Raw genomic sequence first — 18,451 nt, 5'->3', positions numbered from 1 at the left:
GCCAGGGTTCTTCCCCATTTCCGGCGCAAACATGCGATAAATTGCACTTACTGGCCTATGGAGGACAATATGCGTCCGCAGCACGTCTTGATACCCGCAGCGCTCGTCTCGCTCGTCGCGGCATCGGCCTTTTCCGAGGAAGCCGACCGCTACCGGCTGGAAAAGTCGGCCACCGGCTATGTCCGCATGGACACGCAGACCGGTGCGATGTCGATCTGCGAGGAGCGTTCCGGTCAGCTCGTCTGCAAGATGGCGGCCGATGAACGCGCCGCCTTCCAGGACGAGATCGACCGGCTGCAAAATTCGGTGAAGGCGCTCGACCAGCGCGTCGTCAAGCTCGAGAACTCGCTTGCCGCCCGCTTTGAGTCGACATTGCCAAGCGAGGAGGATTTCAACAAGACGATGAGCTATATGGAGCGCTTCCTGCGCAGCTTCATCGGCATCGTCAAGGACATGGAAAAGGATAGCGGCGAGGATGCCGCCAAGCCCAATCCGCAAAAAACCTGAGCACCGTTCACCGGGGAAACCCGGCACATAGCCTTTGCCGCTTGAAAACGGCTGATATCGCCGCATAATCGTTCGACTGATCCCGTAAGAAGCAGACAATCATCAATGGGATTCGGGGAGGGACTTGTGCCGTCGGGCTACACTTTCGTCATCGCTGACGATCATCCGCTTTTTCGCGGTGCGCTGAGAGAGGCGCTTGCCGGCATCGGCAACGTCGCCGGCATTCACGAGGCCGGCGATTTCGAAAGCGCCAAGGCGCTGGTCGTGGCCAATGAGGACGTCGATCTGGTGCTGCTCGACCTGTCGATGCCGGGCGCTAGCGGCCTTTCCGGCCTGATCTCGCTGCGCGGCATCCATCCGACGGTGCCGCTGGTGGTGGTGTCGGCGCATGACGATCCGGTGACCATCCGGCGCGCGCTCGATCTCGGCGCTTCGGGTTTCATCTCCAAATCGGCCAGCATGGAGGAGATCCGCAGCGCCGTGCAGTCGGTGCTTGCCGGTGACATCGCCGCGCCCGCGGGCATCGATCTCGGCGTCGAGCGCGATCCCGAGATCTCCGATCTGATCAAGCGGCTGCGGGCGCTGACGCCGCAGCAGACGCGCGTGCTCGGCATGTTGGCGGAAGGGCTGCTCAACAAGCAGATCGCCTACGAACTCGGCGTCTCCGAGGCGACGATCAAGGCGCATGTCTCGGCCATCCTGCAGAAGCTTGGCGTCGACAGCCGCACCCAGGCGGTGATCCTGCTGTCGAAGATCGGCAGCGATCCGCTGCAGGCCACGGGTTGACCCTTCCGGCTCTACTCTGCCGCCGACGCCAGCGGCCTGACCCTGGCCATCATCGAGCGCAGCACCGCCGGCTTCAGCGGCTTGTTGATCACCGGCACGTCGAGCCTGCCGGCGCTGGCGCGCACCTCGCTGGAGCGGTCGGCGGTGACCAGCACGGCCGGCATGTCCTGGCCGTGGATGGCGCGCAATTTGGCGATCATTTCGAGACCGGTCTCGCCGTCGAGATGATAATCGGCAAGCACGATGTCGGGTCGACGCATGCCGGATCGCTCGAGATCCCCCGAGCCGGCAAGCGTCTCGACGCTGCAGCCCCAGCCTTCGAGCAGCAGTCGCATGCCGTCGAGGATACGGGCATCATTGTCGATGCAGAGCACGCGAAGCCCGGCAAGCGAAGCACCAGTGCGGACCGGCGCTTTCGCCGTGACCACGCGCCGTGGCTCCTGCGCTGCCGCGACCGGCAGGATGACGGAAAAGCGCGTGCCCCTGCCCGGGTTTGAAAAGATCTGGAGTTCGAGGCGCAAGACGCGAGCGATGCGGTCGACGATGGAAAGGCCGAGGCCGAGGCCGTCAGCTTCGCGCGCACCCTCGTCGAGCCGGGTGAATTCGTGAAAGACCGTGTTCAGCTTGTCGGCGGCAATGCCGATGCCGGTATCGATTACCTCGATCTCGGCCAGTTCGCCGCGCCGCCGCACACCGACCAGGACGCGGCCCCGGCGCGTGTATTTGATGGCGTTGGACACCAGGTTCTGGATCAGGCGGCGTAGCAGATTGCGATCCGTCATCACGCTGAGTGACGAGGGCATGATCGTCAGGCCGAGCTTCCTCTCGGCGGCAAGCGGCTGGAAGTCGTTGCCGATCTGCCGCAGCAGCTCGTCCAGGCTGAAGACGGTGTCGTCCGGTTTCATCGCGCCGGCATCGAGGCGGGAGATGTCGAGCACCGCGCCGAGAATTGTCTCGACCGATTCCAGCGAAGATTCGATGTTGTTTGCGGCCTTGCCGGTCGGCCCCTTGCCGGCCTTTTCGATCAGCGACGAGCAATAGAGGCGGGCGGCGTTCAGGGGCTGCAGGATATCGTGGCCGGCGGCGGCAAGGAACCGCGTCTTGCCGAGATTGGCCTCCTCGGCCAGCATCTGCGCCTGTGCCAGTTCCTCGTTGACGCGGGTCAGTTCGACGGTGCGGTCCTTGACGCGTTGTTCCAGCGATTCATTGGCGCGCTTGAGCGCCAGATCCTGCTCGACGCGTCCTGAGATGTCGGCATAGGTGGCGACGATGCCGCCATCAGGCATTGGGTTGGAGCGCAACTCCAGGATGCGGCCGCTGGTCTTCAGCTCCATCTGCCAGGGGCTGACGAAACTGGTGAGGCGGTTGAGCATCGTCACCCGCTGGTCGGCCGGAATGTCGCCGCGCTCGGCCAGGTGGCGCAGGATGCGGTCAAGCGAGACGCCGACCTGGCCCATCTCGTCGGGCAGGTCGAACAGCGCCCGATACTGGCGATTCCAGCAGATCAGCCGGAAATCCCTGTCGAAGACGGTGATGCCTTGTTCCATCTGGTCGAGCGCGATCTGCAGCAGGTCGCGGTTGTGCTGCAGCGCCTCGGTTGCGTCGTCGAGCAGGCGGAACGCGTCCTTGGATTCGCGATCGTTGCGGCGTAGCAGCAGCGATAGGATCAGCCGCGCCGAGGAGGAGCCGACGGCACTTGCCAGAAGCTGCTCGGAGAAGCGGATGACGTCCATGCTGGCCTGCTCGTTGCCGTGCAGCGAAGCGCCGTTGCTCTTTTCGAACGATTGAAAGGACCGTTCAGTGCGTTCGACGCCAAGGTAGCGCGCGATGGTGTCCTTGAGGTCGTTGACGGTGACGGTGGTGCGGAAGCGGCGCAGGCTCGGCATCGGGCTCGCCTCGCGCGGCACGAAAATCGACGCCTGGATGCGTTCCAGCGGCACCGACGCGCGCGACAGCGAGCCGAGCACGAAGAACAGCGTGTTGACTGACAGGCTCCACAGGACGCCGTGGTTCAGCGGCTCGGCGACGGTGCCGAACAGCGCTTGCGGCCGCAATGCTTCGAAACCGAACAGGCCGTGGACGACGATGCCGGTATCGGACGCGGCGAGAGAAGGAAGCAGCAGCGTGTAACTCCAGACGACGATGCCGGCGACCATGCCGAGTGCCGCCCCCCTGCCGTTGGCGCCGCGCCAGATCAGACCGCCGATCAAGGCCGGCGCGAACTGCGCGATCGCGGCGAAGGACATCAGGCCGATAGAAGAGAGCCGCGCGCTGTCGGTGCTCTCGCGATAGTAGAGGAAGGCGATGAACAGCATGATGAAGATCGCCGCACGTCGCACGTTGAGGATGAGCGCTGACCAGTCCTCGTTCTCGGATGTCGTGGTCTTGAGCAGGCGACGAACAAACAGCGGAATGACGAGGTCGTTGGAGATCATGATCGACAGCGCGACGCTTTCGACGATCACCATCGCGGTCGCCGCCGACAACCCGCCGATGAAGGCGGCCATGGCCAACACATCGTGACCGCTGAGCAGCGGCAGCGACAGGACATAGAGATCGCTGCTGGTTCTGGTGCCGACCAGCGCCAGGCCGGCGAGCGCGATCGGCAGCACGAAAAGGTTGATCGCCACCAGATAGAGCGGAAATACCCATGTTGCAGTACGCAACTCGGCCTCGCTGCGGTTCTCGACGATGGTGACGTAGAACTGGCGCGGCAGCATGATGATGGCGAAACCGCTCAAACATGTCAGCACCAGCCAGGTGGCGAGCGACGTGCGGTAGCCCATTGCTTGCTGAACTTGCGAATTCTGGGCGAGCTTGTCGACCATATCGCCTGGGCCGCCGAAGATCAGGAAGGTGACCATTAGGCCGATCGCCAGAAAGGCGGCGAGCTTGACCACGGTTTCCACGGCTACCGCCAGCACCAGCCCATCCTGGTGTTCGGTGGCGTCGGCATGGCGCGTGCCGAACAGCACCGCAAACAGCGCAAGCAGCATGGCGACGACCAGCGAGATGTCGCTGACGAACGGATCGAAGGAGGGCGGCGAGCCGGTATAATGCTCGACCATCAGGCTGACCGAGCCGGAAATCGCCTTCAACTGCAGCGCCATGTAAGGCACCGCGCCGATCGTCGCGATCAGCGTGGCGATCGCTGCTACGGCAAAACTCTTGCCGTAGCGGGCGCCGAGGAAATCGGCGATCGAAGTGATTTTCTCTGTCTTGGCCAGCCTGACGATGCGCCGAAGCAGCGGAAAGCCGAACACGAACACCAGCACCGGGCCGATATAGATGCCGAGGAATTCAAGGCCGCGCTCGGAGGAAAGGCCGACCGAACCGAAGAACGTCCAGGAGGTGCAGTAGATCGCCAGGCTGAGCGCATAGATGAAGGGCCGGGCCCGGTCAGGCCCGGATGTCGTTGAGCGCCGGTCGCCGAGGCTGGCGATGACGAACAGCAACGTCACATAGGCGATCGCGATGATGACGATGAACCAGCCCTGCACGGCCCGATAATCCTCCCTTGCCGGTTTTGCATCCGGCCCGCTGAGACGCAATCACAGCTTGGCGGTCAAGTCCATCGCGGCTTTCGGCGCAGGATGGCTGCGGCTTCGGGAATTTTGGCCGGCGGAAACGGTCTTTTGTCCATGCTGCAACCGCAGGTTTTTGCTATTGTGCCAGTGGAGCCAACGAGCGGGCGAGGGCGGCGGCCTGACCGTCAGAACAAGGAGGGTCGAATGCTGAAAGAATTCCAGGAATTCATTTCCCGGGGTAATGTCATGGACTTGGCCGTCGCCGTCATTATCGGCGCTGCCTTCAGCAAGATCGTCGATTCACTGGTCAATGACATTATCATGCCGATAATCGGGGCGATTTTCGGCGGACTCGACTTCAACAACTATTTCCTGCCCTTGTCCTCAGCCGTCAACGCCACATCGCTGGCGGACGCCAAGAAGCAGGGCGCAGTCTTCGCCTATGGCAGTTTCATCACCGTCGCGCTGAATTTCATCATCCTCGCCTTCATTATCTTCCTGATGGTCAAGGCCGTGAACAATCTGCGCAAGCGGCTGGAGCGTGAGAAGCCCCCTGCGCCTGCTGCCGCTCCGCCGGCCGATGTTGCGCTGCTTACCGAAATTCGCGATCTCCTCGCCAGGAAATAGCGCAGGGGTAAGATCTCTGGACCAAAACCCCGGTCGATTTCGGCCGGGGTTTTCTATTTTCGCCTGTCGTAAAACACGCTAGCTGTCCAGAAGACGAACACGGATTTATCCATGACCCTGATCGAGAATTTGCGCGCCGAGGCCCGGGCCGCGCCGGAAAGCGGCATTGTCGCCGTCATGAACCGCGGCCGCGACCGCGACGGCATGATCCCGCTCTGGGCCGGCGAGGGCGACCTGCCGACGCCCGCCTTTATCACCGATGCCGCTGCCCGGGCGCTGGCCGGTGGCGAGACCTTCTATACCTGGCAGAAAGGCATCCCCGAGCTGAGGCAGGCGCTCGCCCGCTATTACGTCAGGCATTTCGGCAAGAGCTTCGCTGAGGAAGAATTCATCGTCACCGGCTCGGGCATGCATGCCATCCAGCTGGCGCTCGACGCCGTCGCCGGCAACGGCGACGAGGTCGTCTATCTGTCGCCGGCTTGGCCGAACTTCGCCGCAGCCGCCGGCGTGGCGGGCGCCGTCCCGGTCGCTGTCACGCTCGACCAGTCCGGCAATGGCTGGTCCTGCGACGTCGGCAAGATCGAGGCGGCGATCACGCCAAGGACAAAGGCGCTGTTCGTCAACACACCGTCCAACCCGACCGGCTGGACCGCCGAAAGGGAGACGCTGCAGGCGATCCTCGATCTTGCCCGCGAAAGGGGCCTGTGGATCATCGCCGACGAGATCTATTCGCTGTTCCACTACGGCGATAGTCGCGCGCCGTCCTTCATCGACATCATGGCCAACGAGGATCGCATTCTTTTCGTCAACAGTTTTTCCAAGAACTGGGCGATGACCGGCTGGCGGGTCGGCTGGATCAAGACCCATCCTTCGCTGCAGCAGGTGTTCGAGAACCTGGTCCAGTATTCGACCTCAGGCGTTGCCCAGTTCATGCAGCGCGGCGCGGTCGTCGCCCTCGACGAGGGTGACGCCTTCATCGTCGAGCAGGTGGAGCGGGCGAGGGCGGCGCGTGACCTGGTCTGCGGCATCCTGGCTGCGACCGGCAGGGCACGCTTCACCGTGCCGCAGGGCGCGTTCTATCTGTTCTTTGCAGTCGACGGCATCACCGATTCACGCGCCGCCGCCTTCGACATCGTCGACCGCGCCAATGTCGGTCTGGCGCCCGGAACCGCATTCGGTCCCGGCGGCGAAGCCTTTCTCAGGCTATGCTTCCACCGCCGCCTCGACCAACTCGAGGAAGCCGCGCACCGGCTGGCGAAGTGGATGAGAACTGCTTGAGGTTTGTTGAGGTTCGCGCCAGGTCGGACAGCGCGAACCGTTGCACTCCTTGGCCAACGTAACGGCATGGATCCTAGGGTCTGCGCCGCGTCGCTTCGCTCCTTGCTACGCCCTAGGATGACGAAGGGGGTGTCGCTTTTCGCCAATCTCCGACGTCCACGATTTGCCTTATGCCATCACGCGTTCGTCATCCTAGGGCGGAGCAGGAGCGAAGCGACGTCGCGGAAACCCTAGGATCCATGCCGTGACCACTGAGCGTCGCAGCACTGAAGAACAAGACGGCACCGGGAGCGGAGACCGCCATCATGCCCTCGGCTGAAGATCAGCCGCCGGACTTCGGCACCAGCAGTGGAATGACACGATCGCTCTCGGCTACCGAAGGCCGGCCCGCGGAGCCGTAACGGATGCCCAAAGCATCCCAGGTCTCGACCAGCGCGTCCTGAAGTTCCGCGATCAGTTGATCCGAATGGAATGGCGTCGGTGTGATCCGCAGCCGTTCGGTGCCGCGCGGCACGGTCGGGTAGTTGATCGGCTGGATGTAGATGCCGTGGACGCCTAGCAGGCGATCGCTGGCCATCTTGCACAGTTCCGGATCGCCGACGAGCAGCGGCACGATGTGGGTAGCGGAGTCCATCACCGGCAGGCCGGCGGCGGTAAGAACCTGCTTGGTCCGCGTCGCCTGGCGCAGCTGCGCGTCGCGTTCGGCCTGCGAGCGCTTCAGATGGCGGATCGACGTGGTCGCGGCGGCGGCGATGGCCGGCGGCAGCGCCGTGGTGAAAATGAAGCCCGGCGCATAGGAGCGCACGGCATCGACCACGGCACTTGTGCCGGTGATATAGCCGCCGAGCGTGCCGAACGCCTTGGCCAGCGTGCCTTCGATGATGTCGATACGGTCGGCCAGCCCTTCGCGCTCGGTGATGCCGCCGCCGCGCGGTCCGTACATCCCGACGGCGTGGACCTCGTCGATATAGGTCATGGCGTTGTAGCGCTCGGCAAGATCGACGATCTGCTTGATCGGCGCGATGTCGCCATCCATCGAATAGACGCTCTCGAAGACGATCAGCTTGGCGCGTTCGCGACCCGCCGCCTGCAGCAGGCTTTCCAGATGCGCAACGTCGTTGTGGCGAAAGATCTTCTTCTCGGCGCCCGAACGCCGCACGCCTTCGATCATCGAGGCGTGGTTCAACTCGTCCGAGACGATCAGGCAGTTGGGCAGAAGCCGCGCAATGGTCGAGATCGAGGCTTCGTTGGAGACGAAGCCGGAGGTGAAGACGAGTGCGGCTTCCTTGTCGTGCAGGTCGGCCAGTTCCAGTTCGAGCTCGACCAGCGGGTTGCTGGTGCCGGAGATGTTGCGGGTGCCACCGGCGCCGGATCCCATCTTGCCGGCGGCGTTCTGCATCGCGGCGATGACGTCTGGATGCTGGCCCATGCCGAGATAGTCGTTGGAGCACCAGACGGTGATTTCCTGGGCGCGGCCGTTGGCGCGCCAGATGGCGCGTGGGAATTTCCCCACGATGCGCTCGAGGTCGGCGAAGATGCGATAGCGACGCTCTGCGTGGAGCTGGTCGATCGCGTCTTCGAAGAACCGCTGATAGTTCATTTCGGCTTCCCAATTTTTGCGTGGGATCATAATCATTGCCCTATTCGACGTCTACTTGGCCTTTTTGGTCAAAATGCCACGCCCCAAGCCTGTTCCTAACGGCCACGGATCATGGCCTATTCCCTTGATGTGCATGAATTTTGTTTCAGGACGATGCCATGCGCCGACGAGACCGGTTACCGCAGACACTAATGGTACTAATGGCCTAGTGGCAGGCTTTCCAGTAAGGCGGGGGTCGAGACAGTTTCCGACAAATCTTGAGCAGCGAGGACACGGATGACGGTTTTGGTGACAGGCGGTGCCGGCTATATCGGCAGCCATATGGTCTGGGAGCTGCTGGATGCGGGCGACAGCGTCGTCGTCCTCGACCGGCTTTCGACCGGCTTCGAGTGGGCCGTGGCGCCCGAGGCAAAGCTGGTCGTCGGCGATGTCGCCGACAGGGAATTGGTCGGTTCGATCATCCGAGACAATCACGTCGATGCGATCATCCATTTTGCCGGCTCGATCGTGGTTCCCGAATCGGTCGCCGACCCGCTCGGCTACTACGAGAACAACACCTGCAAGACGCGCACGCTGATCGAGACCGCGGTGCGCGAAGGCGTTCCCAATTTCATCTTCTCCTCGACCGCCGCCGTCTATGGCGGCGCCGGGCTGGAGCCGGTGCGCGAGGATGCCCGCCTTGCACCGGAATCGCCCTATGGCCTGTCCAAGCTGATGAGCGAATGGATGCTGCGCGACGCCGCAATTGCCTATGGCTTGCGCTATACGGCGCTGCGCTATTTCAACGTCGCCGGCGCCGATCCGAAGGGCCGCACCGGCCAGTCGACGCCGGGCGCCACGCATCTGATCAAGGTCGCCGCCGAGACGGCGCTCGGCAAGCGACCGTTCATGCAGGTGTTCGGCACCGACTATCCGACACCCGACGGCACCTGCATGCGCGATTATATCCATGTCAGCGATCTGGCGGCGGCGCATCGGCTGGCGCTGGAACGGCTGCGCGCCGGCGGGACAAGCCTCGTCGCCAATTGCGGCTACAGCCACGGCTATTCGGTGCTCGAGGTGATCGACAGCGTGCGGCGCGTCTTTGGCCATGATTTCGACGTGCGGATCGGCGAACGCCGTCCGGGCGACGCCGCCGCGGTGGTCGCCAATTCGGAGCTGGCGCGCAGCGAACTCGGCTGGACCCCGCAGCACGACGACCTCGACCAGATTGTCGCCGACGCGCTGGCCTGGGAGCGCATCCTGACCGGCAAGAATTCGGCGCGGAGCTGAGCCAAGTTCTTAGGCTCGAAAGCTCCACACAGAAGCGCTATTGAAGGAGCGCGCGGCGAAGCGTGGAGGCGTTTCGGCCGTGATTGATCCTTGGGGGCAGCATGAGAATATTGGTCCTTGGCGCTGGCGTTGTCGGCACGGCGGCCGCCTATTATCTGGCGAGCGACGGCCACGAGGTGACCGTGATCGAGCGCCATCAGATGGCGGCGCGCGGCACCAGCCAATCGAATGCCGGTCTGGTGTCGCCCGGCGACGCCACTGCCTGGGCCTCGCCAGCTGCGCTGAAGACGTTCCTGCGCGCGCTCTACAACCACGATCTCGGCATCAAGGTGCGGCTGCGCTTCGATCCCTATTTCTTCGCTTGGAGCCTGCGCTTCCTGCGTCAATGCACGCAAGCGCGCCTGCGCGCCAACACCGACATCAAGCTGCGCCTGGCGCTCTATTCGCGCGACTGCATCAATGCCATTTCGGCCGACACCGGCATTCACTATGACGAGCGCAAGAGGGGCATTCTTTATTTCTTCCGTTCGCAGCAGAGTTTTGATACCGGCACCGACAATTACCGCTATCTCGCCGAGCACGGTCTGCCGATCGAGATCGTCGGCCGCGACCGGCTGGTTGAGCTCGAGCCCGGCCTTGCCGGGGCCAGGGACAGAATAGCCGGCGGCGTCTATTCGCCGATCGACCAGACCGGCGACTCCAGCCAATTCACCCAAAACCTCGCTGCCTATGCCGCCGAGAAACTCGGCGTCCAATTCCTCTACACCACGACAGTCGAAGGCCTCGACATCGAAGGCGATCGGGTGCGCGCGGTGATGACCTCGGCCGGTCCGATAACAAGCGACGCCGTGGTCATCTCGATAGGCCCGGAAAGCGGCCTGCTCGGTCGCCGCTACGGGATCGACCTGCCTGTCTATCCCGTCAAGGGCTACACGGCGACCGTGCCGCTGGAGGATGAGGGCAAGGGGCCGACGATGGGCGGCGCCGACGAGGATCAGCTGATCGCCTATTCCAGGCTCGGCAACCGGCTGCGGCTTGCTTCGACCGCCGAGTTCACCGGCTTCGACCGCAGCCACAAGCCGAGCGATTTCGCCGCCATGTTCAGGACCGGCAACGAGCTTTTCCCCGGCGCCTTCGACGAGAACAAGGCCGAGCTCTGGGCCGGTCTGCGGCCGATGATGCCGAACTCGGTCCCAGTCATCGGCCAGGCGCGCTACAGCAATCTCTACCTCGACACCGGCCACGGCCATGTCGGCTGGACAATGGCCTGCGGTTCCGGAAAATTCCTTGCCGATGTGGTCGCCGGCCGCAAGCCGGAGATCGACCCGCAAGGGCTGGTCTACGTCAATTGAGGGGGAATTAACCGTCGTGTCGGCACCGGGTCCATTCGCCCAGCACCCACTCGGCAAGCCAGCCGCATTCAAGCTCGCCAATCTGCGTCAGATTATCTTGCCTGACGGTGAGATGCCTGAAGCCGACAATTTCGAAATCTCCGCAGTCTGCGGGATGGTCGTGCTCGCCACAGGTTAGTTGCCACTCCCCATCGAGATGACGAATGACCAATGTGACTGGCCTCTCTGAGCGAAAGACGTGCCCACATACAAGAGCCCTTGTTTCCGGCATGAACACGACCCAATGCGGATTGATATTAATTCTCGCCAGCTACGATACCGAGAAGATAAATGCGCCTAGTACCGTGCACAATTTCTGAGTAAAAAATGTCCGGACCGCAAGTCGCCATCGACCTTGGCCGCATCGAGCGCAATGCGCGCACGATCATCGACCGCTGCGCCCTGTCCGGCATCAAGGTCTTCGGCGTTACCAAGGGCACTTGCGGCATGCCGCAGGTGGCGCGTGCCATGCTGCGCGGTGGCGTCGCCGGCATCGCCGAATCGCGCTTCGAAAACATCCGCCGGTTGCGCGACAGCGGCATCAATGCGCCGATCATGCTGCTGCGCAGCCCACCGATGGCACGCATCGAGGAGGTGGTCCGCACCGTCGACATCAGCCTGCAGTCCGAGCTCGCCACCATCCGCGAGCTATCGCGCATCGCCGAGCGCATGGGCCGCGTCCACGACATTATGCTGATGATCGATCTCGGCGATCTCAGGGAAGGCATCTGGCCGAACGACCTCATCCCGACGGTCGAGCAGATACTGGCGCTCAAGGGCGTGCGCATCGCCGGCATCGGCACCAATCTCGGCTGCTTCGGCGCCATCATGCCGACGGAGGAAAATCTCGGGCAACTTGTCGCCCATGCCTACAAGACCGAGCGCCTGTCTGGCGCAAGGCTCGACTGGATATCGGGCGGGGCGTCATCGTCGCTGACGCTGCTGCTCGAAGGCAGGCTGCCCGCGGGCATCAACAATCTGCGCGTCGGCGAAGCAATCCTGCAGGGTGGCGTCGAGACCTTCCGCGAGACGCCGTGGGCCGAACTGGAACCCGATGCCTGCCGGCTGACCAGCGACATCATCGAGGTCAAGCTGAAGCCGTCGCGGCCGATCGGCCAATCCGGCTACGACGCTTTCGGCAACCAGCCGGTATTTCCCGACGAGGGCGACAGGTTGCGCGCCATCGCCAATATCGGCCGCGAGGACGTGTTGATCGAAGGTTTGACGCCAATCGCCAAGGGCGTGCGGGTGCTCGGCGCCTCCAGCGATCATCTGCTGCTCGACGTGACCGATGCCGAGCCGCCACCCGCCGTCGGCGACCGTGTTGCCTTCCGCATGAGCTATGGCGCCATGCTTCTGGCGATGACCTCGGAATATGTCGAAAAGGCCCCGATGCACGATGTCGAGGATTTCTCCGGCCGCAAGATGGTGTCGATATCAGCCGAACCGGCGGCCGCCGGTATTCTGGCCAGGGAGGAGACCGGCGCCCGGCTGGAGGCGATGAATTTCGATGTCGTCGAGCTGGCCGATATCGAGCGGCCCCCATCCGGCCTGGTCCGGCTCACCGCCGGCAGTGACCGGCGCATCGCTCACAAGGCGCTGACGACGACGGCGCGGGCGACACACTCGTTTGGCCTGATCTGGATCGATTCCATCGCAGCACTTATGCCCGAGGAAGAGGATGGCATCGACCTGCCGGAGCGTTCGGTGCTGGCGCGGGCGCTCGGCCTCGATCACAAGCCCGGCGCGCTGCAGCCGCAGCTGTCGCCGGAAAACGTCGTCATCGTCGGGCTGCGCCATGCCGATCCAGCCGAGGCCCGGGTGCTGAAGGATTCGCGCGTCTCCGCCTTCACCATGACCGACATCGACGCCATGGGCATGCGCGACCTGATGCACGAGGCGATCCGCATCGCCACCTCCGGCACGCAAGGCTTCCATGTCAGCTATTCGCCTGAGGTGACCGAATTCGCCGGCTGGGCGGCTGGCTCCGGCGGCATCACCGTGCGCGAAACGCATCAGGCGATGGAGGCGATGGCGCTGTCCGGCGGGCTGTTGTCGATGGATGTCTCCGGCCTGACATCAGGTTTGGAACCGCGATTGGCGACGGAAACGGTCAACTTCGTCATGTCGGCCTTTGGCAAGCGGATTCTCTGAGCATGATCCCGAACCGAAGGACCGCGCCAGCGAAACGTGGACACCGGTTTTTGCTGCGCTGACCTTCGGTTCGGAAAAGATCATGCTCAAGAAATGTCAGCCCTGTGCGTCGACCGCCGCACGCCACACGCGCGCGTAGTTTGCCCAGGCTGGGTCGGCTGGCGGTTCGACCCTTTCGCCTTTGCCTTGGATTTTTCCTTGGTCCGACGCCAGCAAGGCAGCGCCGATGCTGGTGCCGGTGGCCGCATCGGACGCAATGACGGCACGCGCCGTGGCCGCAGCCAGCATGCGCGTGAAAAGCCAGTTGCGGGCGAAAGGGCCCTCGACGATGGCCGGGCCTTCGGCGCCGATCAGATCGAGGCAGGCTGCGGTCATCAGCGCCAGATAAAAAGAGATAGCGGCAAAGCGCTGGCCGTTGTTGATCCCGTCGGCGTTGAGCCATGCGGCGGTATGATGCGGGAACGGCCCAGAACCTTGTTGCGTCGCCGGCAGCAGCAGGGTTGTCCTGGCGAATACCGTCCCAATATCCTCTTCGGTCCAGTCTTCCGATTGGCCTTCCGTCAGCACTGAAAATTCGCGGCCGCCCATGAAACGCGCCGAGGGCACGGGATCACCGAGCGCGTTGACGTTGACCAATGTGTCGCGGGCCGGGTCGAGCGCGATCTTGTTGCCGCCGACCGCCATCGACACCACCCAGGTGCCGGTCGAGACGACGGAGAAAGGCGGTCTGTCCGACAGGAGATGCGGCAGCAGCGAGGCGTTGGAATCGTGCAGGCCGCAAAACACCGGAGTCTGCGGATCGAGCCCGGTCCGTGTCGCAAGCGCGGGAAGGATCGGGCCGAGGCGATCCTTCGCCGGCCGCACCGGCGCCATCAGGCGCCGCCATTGCATCTTGTCGACCAACGTCGAAAAATCCGCTTTCCACGGGTTCCACAGATCCGTGTGGCAGCCCAGCGAAGTCACTTCGTTGGCGGCGACGCCGGTCAGGCGCAAGGCCCAGTATTGCGGGTACATCAGGATCGCGGCGGCCCTGGCGAACTCCGGCGGGAAGCGCTTCTGCTGCCAGAAGAACTGTGCGCCGAGATTGAGACCGACCGGCAGGCGCGGCGTGCCCGTCTCGGCGAAGGCTGGGCGGATCGCGTCATAGTCCGTGGCGAGGGCGTCGGGCCCGGTGAATTCATAGTCGAGCACCGGCAGCGCCAGCTCACCGGCAGCGTCCACCAGCACGCCCGTCGCGCCATGGGTGGTGATCGATATCGCATCGATGCGCTGTTCGCGATTGATCCCGGCGAGGCTGTCGAGGATGAACGACCACAGAAGCTCGACATCATGATGCGGGTAGGGACCGTCGGCAACGGGTGCGTTCGCCATACGGCGCAGCGCGACTTCGCGCATGCCGGCAAGATCGACCAGCGCCACCTTGGCATTGGTCTTGCCGATATCGATGACGGCGACGTGACGGGTCATTCCATATGGAACATTGTTTCCAGCGGCACCGCCACCGGCTCGTTATCAGGCTTGGTTTCCATGATGTCGGCCATCTCGGCCCACCAGCGCTGCATCACCGGGTGCTTCGGCAATTCGTCCATGCCGTGGTCGTCGAGCCGCCACAGCACGCCGAACAGTATGTTGGTCTCATCGTCGAGATGGATCGAATAGTCGGAAACGCCGGCCTGTTTCAGCAGTGCGACCAGCGACGGGCCAGATGTCGTCATGGCGCCTTTTGTATTCGGCCTTCATGCCGGGATTGAGCTTCATCTTGAACGCGTATTTCTCGGCCATCAGGTAAAACGCTCCCGCCGCACCCGCCGCCAGACGATGGGCAGCGCGATGACGATGATCAGCAGCAGGCCGATGAAGATCGACATGACGATCCCTGGCACATTGAGCAGCCCCAAGCCAAAAGTCACCAGCCCCATGATGAAGGCGGCGAGCACCACGCCCACTATACTGCCGGCGCCGCCCAGGATGCTGACGCCGCCGAGCACCACCATGGTGATGACTTCCAATTCATAGCCTTGCGCGATCGATGGCCGGGTCGAGCCGAGCCGCGAGGTGATCAGCACCGAGGCGATGCCCGCCATCAGCCCGGTCAGGCAGAACAGGATGAATTTGATGCGGTCTACACGCACGCCGGAAAACTGCGCCGCAACCGGGTTGTTGCCGATGGCGAAGACGCGGCGGCCGAAGCTCGTCCGGTGCAGTAGGAACCAGCAGACGACGGCCGCGACGAGGAACAGCGTCAGTTCGAACGACACCACCCACCAGACATAGCCCTGGCCGAAGAAGGCGAAGCTCGGGGGATAGCCCTTGTAGGCCTGGTCGCCGAGGACGATGAAGGCGATGCCGCGAAACAGGCTCATCGTGCCGATGGTGACGACGATCGACGGCAGGCCGAGCCTGGTGACGAGCAGCCCGTTGAAGGCGCCGCAGCCAAGCCCGACCACGATGCCGATCGCCACCAGCACCGGCGTGCCGGCGCCGGCCTGCACCGCCATGCCCATCATCGTCGAAGCCAATGCAATGATGGCTGCGACCGACAGGTCGATCTCGCCCGAAATGATCAGCAGCGCCATGGCAAGCGCGATCAGCGCCTTTTCGGTAAAGTTGAAGGTCAGGTCCGACAACGACCACGCGTCGAGGAAATAGGGCGAGGCGAAGCTGTTGACCGCGAAGATGGCGACCGCCACCGCGACCAGCAGCGCCTCCCATGAGAACATCGCCGAAGTGAAGGGCTTGTCGAGCCGGTCGGGAATGTGGCGTGGAGCAGGGGTGTCGGTCATGCCGCTTCCGCCTTCTTGAGAATGATGCGGCCTTGCCGGCGTTCGCCGCGCGCGTTGAGCACCACGGCCAGGATGATGGCGCTGCCCGAAATTGCCATCTGCCAGAACGGCGAGATGTTGATCACCGGCAGCGCGTTGGAGGTGATGCCGAGGAACAGCGCACCGAGCACCGCGCCGCCGACCGAGCCGATGCCGCCGGCAATCGAGATGCCGCCGATTACGCAGGCGGCGATGATGTTGAGCTCGTAGCCATTGGCGACCTCGACCGAGGCGATGACATAGCGCGAGATCCAGAGATAACCGCAGAGACCGCCGATCATCCCCGAGATGCAGAAGACGATGAATTTGGTCCGGCCGACATCGATGCCGGCATAGACCGACGCGGTCGGGTTGACGCCGATGGCGTAGATCGAGCGGCCGAGCGCGGTGCGCGTCATCAAGAGGAAGAACAAGGCGATGACCAGTATGGCGATCCACGACAGAACCGGAATGCCGAGGAACGCCGCGCGTTGCAGGCCGATGAAATCAGTGCTCATCTGGTCGGCATTGACCCAGGCGCCGCCTGAAATGACGAAAGTGGCGCCGCGATAGATGGTGAGCGTGCCGAGCGTTACCACGATCGACGGGATGTTCAGCCGCCACACCAAAAACCCGTTGATCGCGCCGAGCACCAGTCCGACCAGTAGTGCGATGACGATCAGCAGCGGGATCGGAATTGCTGGATGCGCGGCGTTCAGCATCGCCACCACCATGCCGGTGAAACAGAGGTTGGATGCCATCGACAGGTCGATCGAGCGGGTCAGGATCACCACCATCTGACCCAGCGCCAGGATCATCAGGATCGAGGTGTCGTTGAACACCTGGCGCAGATTGGCGGGAGCGGCAAAGCCCGGAAATCGCATCGAGATCAGCCCGATCAGCACGACAATGGCCGCGAGCAGCCAGACTTCGCGATACTTCAGAAAAGTCCTCATGCCGCGATCCCCGCTGCCGTCTTGACCAGCGTTTCGGCGTCGAGTCCTTTATTGTCGTAGACCGAGGCAATGCGGCCCTCGCGCATGACGACGACGCGGTCGGACATGCCGAGGATTTCGGGAAGTTCGGACGACACCATGATCACCGACAGGCCTTGCGCGACGAGCTCGGCCATGAAGCCGTGCACGGCGGCTTTCGAGCCGATGTCGATGCCTTTGGTCGGCTCGTCGAGGATGATCACCTTAGGCGCCGTCGCCAGCCATTTGGCGATGACGATCTTCTGCTGGTTGCCGCCCGACAGCGTGCCGACATCCTGGCTGAGCGAGGAGGCGCGCAGGTCGAGCCGCTCAGTATAGGACCGGGCCAGCGCGAACTCCTCCGCGAGCTGTAGCATGCCCGATTTGGACGTGCGCTTGAGCGAGGGCAGCGAGATATTCTGGAAGATCGGCAGGCCGATCACCACGCCCTGCTTGCCGCGTTCTTCCGGCACATAGACGATGCCGGCGTCGATCGAATCCGCCGCCGATTTCGGCACGATTGCCTTGCCTTCCAGCCTGATCGTGCCGCTGCTGGTGCGGGTGATGCCTGATATTGCCTGCATCACCTCGCTGCGGCCGGCGCCGACAAGGCCGTAGAAGCCGAGGATTTCGCCTCTGTGCAGCTCGAAGCCGATGTCATCGAACTCGGTCGGATGCGACAGGCCGGAGACGGCAAGCACCGGCGCGCCGATCTCGGCCTTGCGCTGCGGAAAGATGTGATCGACGGCACGGCCGACCATCATGCGCACGATCTGGCTCTGGCCGGCATCCCTGATCAGGCCTTCGCCGACCATCTCGCCGTCGCGGAACACCGTATAGCGGTCGGCGATGCGGTAGATCTCATCAAACTTGTGGCTGATGAACAGGATCGCCTTGCCTTCGCTCTTCAGGAACTCGACCAGCAAAAAGAGCTCCTCGATCTCCTTCAGCGACAGCGCTGCGGTCGGCTCGTCCATGATGACGATCTGGGCGTCGATCGACATGGCGCGGGCGACGGCGACGAGGTGCTTGTTGGCGATGCCGAGATCCTTCAGCCGCGCGTCGGCGTCGATGTGGCCGGCGCCCATGGTGTTCAACACTTCACGGGCATTCTTGCGCATGGTGCGCCAGTCGATGGTGCCGAAGCGCGACCGCGGCGCATGGCCGAGAAAGATGTTCTCGGCCACCGTCAGGTCATCGAACAGTACGGTTTCCTGGTGGATGGCGGTGATGCCGTGCCCAAAGGCGGCATGCGCGCTGGGCAGTGTGACGGCCTGGCCGTCGATGCTGATCGTGCCTGTGTCAGGCTGGTAGATACCGGTCATGATCTTGACCAGCGTCGACTTGCCGGCGCCGTTCTCGCCGATCAGCGCGGTCACCTGGCCGGGGTAAAGCGACAGGCTGACATCATGCAGCGCGCGCACGCCGGGAAAACTTTTCGAAATGCCTGACAGGGTCAGGCGTGGAGCCGGAGCCAAAGGCTGCTCGGTGGTAGGGTCGAGTTGGGCTGTCGTGTCCATGGTCGTATCAAGCA

Annotated in this window: 14 protein-coding genes and 1 pseudogene; 8 read left to right on the top strand and 7 right to left on the bottom strand. The window is 63.4% G+C overall.

What is annotated here, in order from left to right; translation table 11 throughout:
- Positions 1-69 precede the first annotated feature (69 nt).
- A complete protein-coding gene (locus IHQ72_RS35620; protein WP_258120530.1) occupies positions 70-507 on the top strand; it encodes a hypothetical protein in 438 nt (145 codons plus the stop codon).
- A gap of 126 nt (positions 508-633) precedes the next feature.
- Positions 634-1,293 carry a response regulator transcription factor gene (locus IHQ72_RS35615; protein ID WP_258124064.1) on the top strand — a complete coding sequence of 220 codons (660 nt, stop codon included), beginning with the start codon at positions 634-636 and terminating at the stop codon, positions 1,291-1,293.
- An 11-nt stretch (positions 1,294-1,304) separates the two neighbouring features.
- On the opposite strand, the gene IHQ72_RS35610 is transcribed toward IHQ72_RS35615, so the two are convergent.
- On the bottom strand, positions 1,305-4,793 hold the full coding sequence (locus IHQ72_RS35610) for a PAS domain-containing hybrid sensor histidine kinase/response regulator (RefSeq protein ID WP_258120529.1): 3,489 nt from the start codon (positions 4,791-4,793) through the stop codon (positions 1,305-1,307).
- 231 nt (positions 4,794-5,024) lie between these two features.
- Here IHQ72_RS35610 and mscL point away from each other — a divergent pair, with 231 nt between their 5' ends.
- Both mscL and IHQ72_RS35600 read left to right on the top strand, forming a co-directional pair.
- Positions 5,025-5,447, top strand: coding sequence for a large conductance mechanosensitive channel protein MscL (gene mscL, locus IHQ72_RS35605; protein WP_258120528.1), 423 nt, complete (start codon positions 5,025-5,027; stop codon positions 5,445-5,447).
- 111 nt (positions 5,448-5,558) lie between these two features.
- Positions 5,559-6,725 (top strand): pyridoxal phosphate-dependent aminotransferase, encoded by a 1,167-nt coding sequence (locus IHQ72_RS35600; RefSeq protein ID WP_258120526.1) that lies wholly within the window; start codon positions 5,559-5,561, stop codon positions 6,723-6,725.
- 322 nt (positions 6,726-7,047) lie between these two features.
- Here IHQ72_RS35600 and hemA read toward each other — a convergent pair whose 3' ends face one another.
- Positions 7,048-8,325 carry a 5-aminolevulinate synthase gene (gene hemA / locus IHQ72_RS35595; RefSeq protein WP_258120525.1) on the bottom strand — a complete coding sequence of 426 codons (1,278 nt, stop codon included), beginning with the start codon at positions 8,323-8,325 and terminating at the stop codon, positions 7,048-7,050.
- A gap of 276 nt (positions 8,326-8,601) precedes the next feature.
- Between hemA and galE the strand changes: the two genes are divergently transcribed.
- The 4 genes from galE to IHQ72_RS35575 all read left to right on the top strand — a co-directional run bounded on the left by galE (position 8,602) and on the right by IHQ72_RS35575 (position 13,142).
- Positions 8,602-9,597: a UDP-glucose 4-epimerase GalE gene (gene galE / locus IHQ72_RS35590; protein ID WP_258120524.1), complete on the top strand. Its 996-nt coding sequence runs from the start codon at positions 8,602-8,604 to the stop codon at positions 9,595-9,597.
- A 101-nt stretch (positions 9,598-9,698) separates the two neighbouring features.
- Positions 9,699-10,949 (top strand): D-amino acid dehydrogenase, encoded by a 1,251-nt coding sequence (locus IHQ72_RS35585; protein WP_258120523.1) that lies wholly within the window; start codon positions 9,699-9,701, stop codon positions 10,947-10,949.
- Between the two features lie 16 nt (positions 10,950-10,965).
- Positions 10,966-11,127: a hypothetical protein gene (locus tag IHQ72_RS35580; RefSeq protein WP_258120522.1), complete on the top strand. Its 162-nt coding sequence runs from the start codon at positions 10,966-10,968 to the stop codon at positions 11,125-11,127.
- A gap of 188 nt (positions 11,128-11,315) precedes the next feature.
- Positions 11,316-13,142, top strand: coding sequence for an alanine racemase (locus IHQ72_RS35575; protein WP_258120521.1), 1,827 nt, complete (start codon positions 11,316-11,318; stop codon positions 13,140-13,142).
- A gap of 96 nt (positions 13,143-13,238) precedes the next feature.
- Here IHQ72_RS35575 and IHQ72_RS35570 read toward each other — a convergent pair whose 3' ends face one another.
- The 5 genes and pseudogenes from IHQ72_RS35570 to IHQ72_RS35550 form a co-directional block, all read right to left on the bottom strand.
- Positions 13,239-14,609, bottom strand: coding sequence for an FGGY-family carbohydrate kinase (locus tag IHQ72_RS35570; RefSeq protein WP_258120520.1), 1,371 nt, complete (start codon positions 14,607-14,609; stop codon positions 13,239-13,241).
- Positions 14,606-14,924: pseudogene (gene rhaM / locus IHQ72_RS35565) on the bottom strand (L-rhamnose mutarotase). The gene IHQ72_RS35570 and the pseudogene rhaM overlap by 4 nt, the downstream one beginning before the upstream one ends.
- A complete protein-coding gene (locus IHQ72_RS35560) occupies positions 14,924-15,925 on the bottom strand; it encodes an ABC transporter permease (RefSeq protein ID WP_258120519.1) in 1,002 nt (333 codons plus the stop codon). Before IHQ72_RS35560 ends, rhaM begins: the two are co-directional and overlap by 1 nt.
- Positions 15,922-16,899, bottom strand: coding sequence for an ABC transporter permease (locus tag IHQ72_RS35555; RefSeq protein ID WP_258120518.1), 978 nt, complete (start codon positions 16,897-16,899; stop codon positions 15,922-15,924). The genes IHQ72_RS35560 and IHQ72_RS35555 overlap by 4 nt, the downstream gene beginning before the upstream one ends.
- The gene (locus tag IHQ72_RS35550) at positions 16,896-18,437 is read right to left on the bottom strand and encodes a sugar ABC transporter ATP-binding protein (RefSeq protein ID WP_258120517.1); all 1,542 of its coding nucleotides are present in this window, start codon (positions 18,435-18,437) and stop codon (positions 16,896-16,898) included. The genes IHQ72_RS35555 and IHQ72_RS35550 overlap by 4 nt, the downstream gene beginning before the upstream one ends.
- Between the last annotated feature and the right edge of the window lie 14 nt (positions 18,438-18,451).

It is taken from the genome of Mesorhizobium onobrychidis, assembly GCF_024707545.1.
In the GTDB taxonomy this organism is placed as follows: domain Bacteria; phylum Pseudomonadota; class Alphaproteobacteria; order Rhizobiales; family Rhizobiaceae; genus Mesorhizobium; species Mesorhizobium onobrychidis.
Note: the sequence above shows the minus strand (reverse complement) of the source record. Positions and strands in the feature narration are given on the sequence as shown.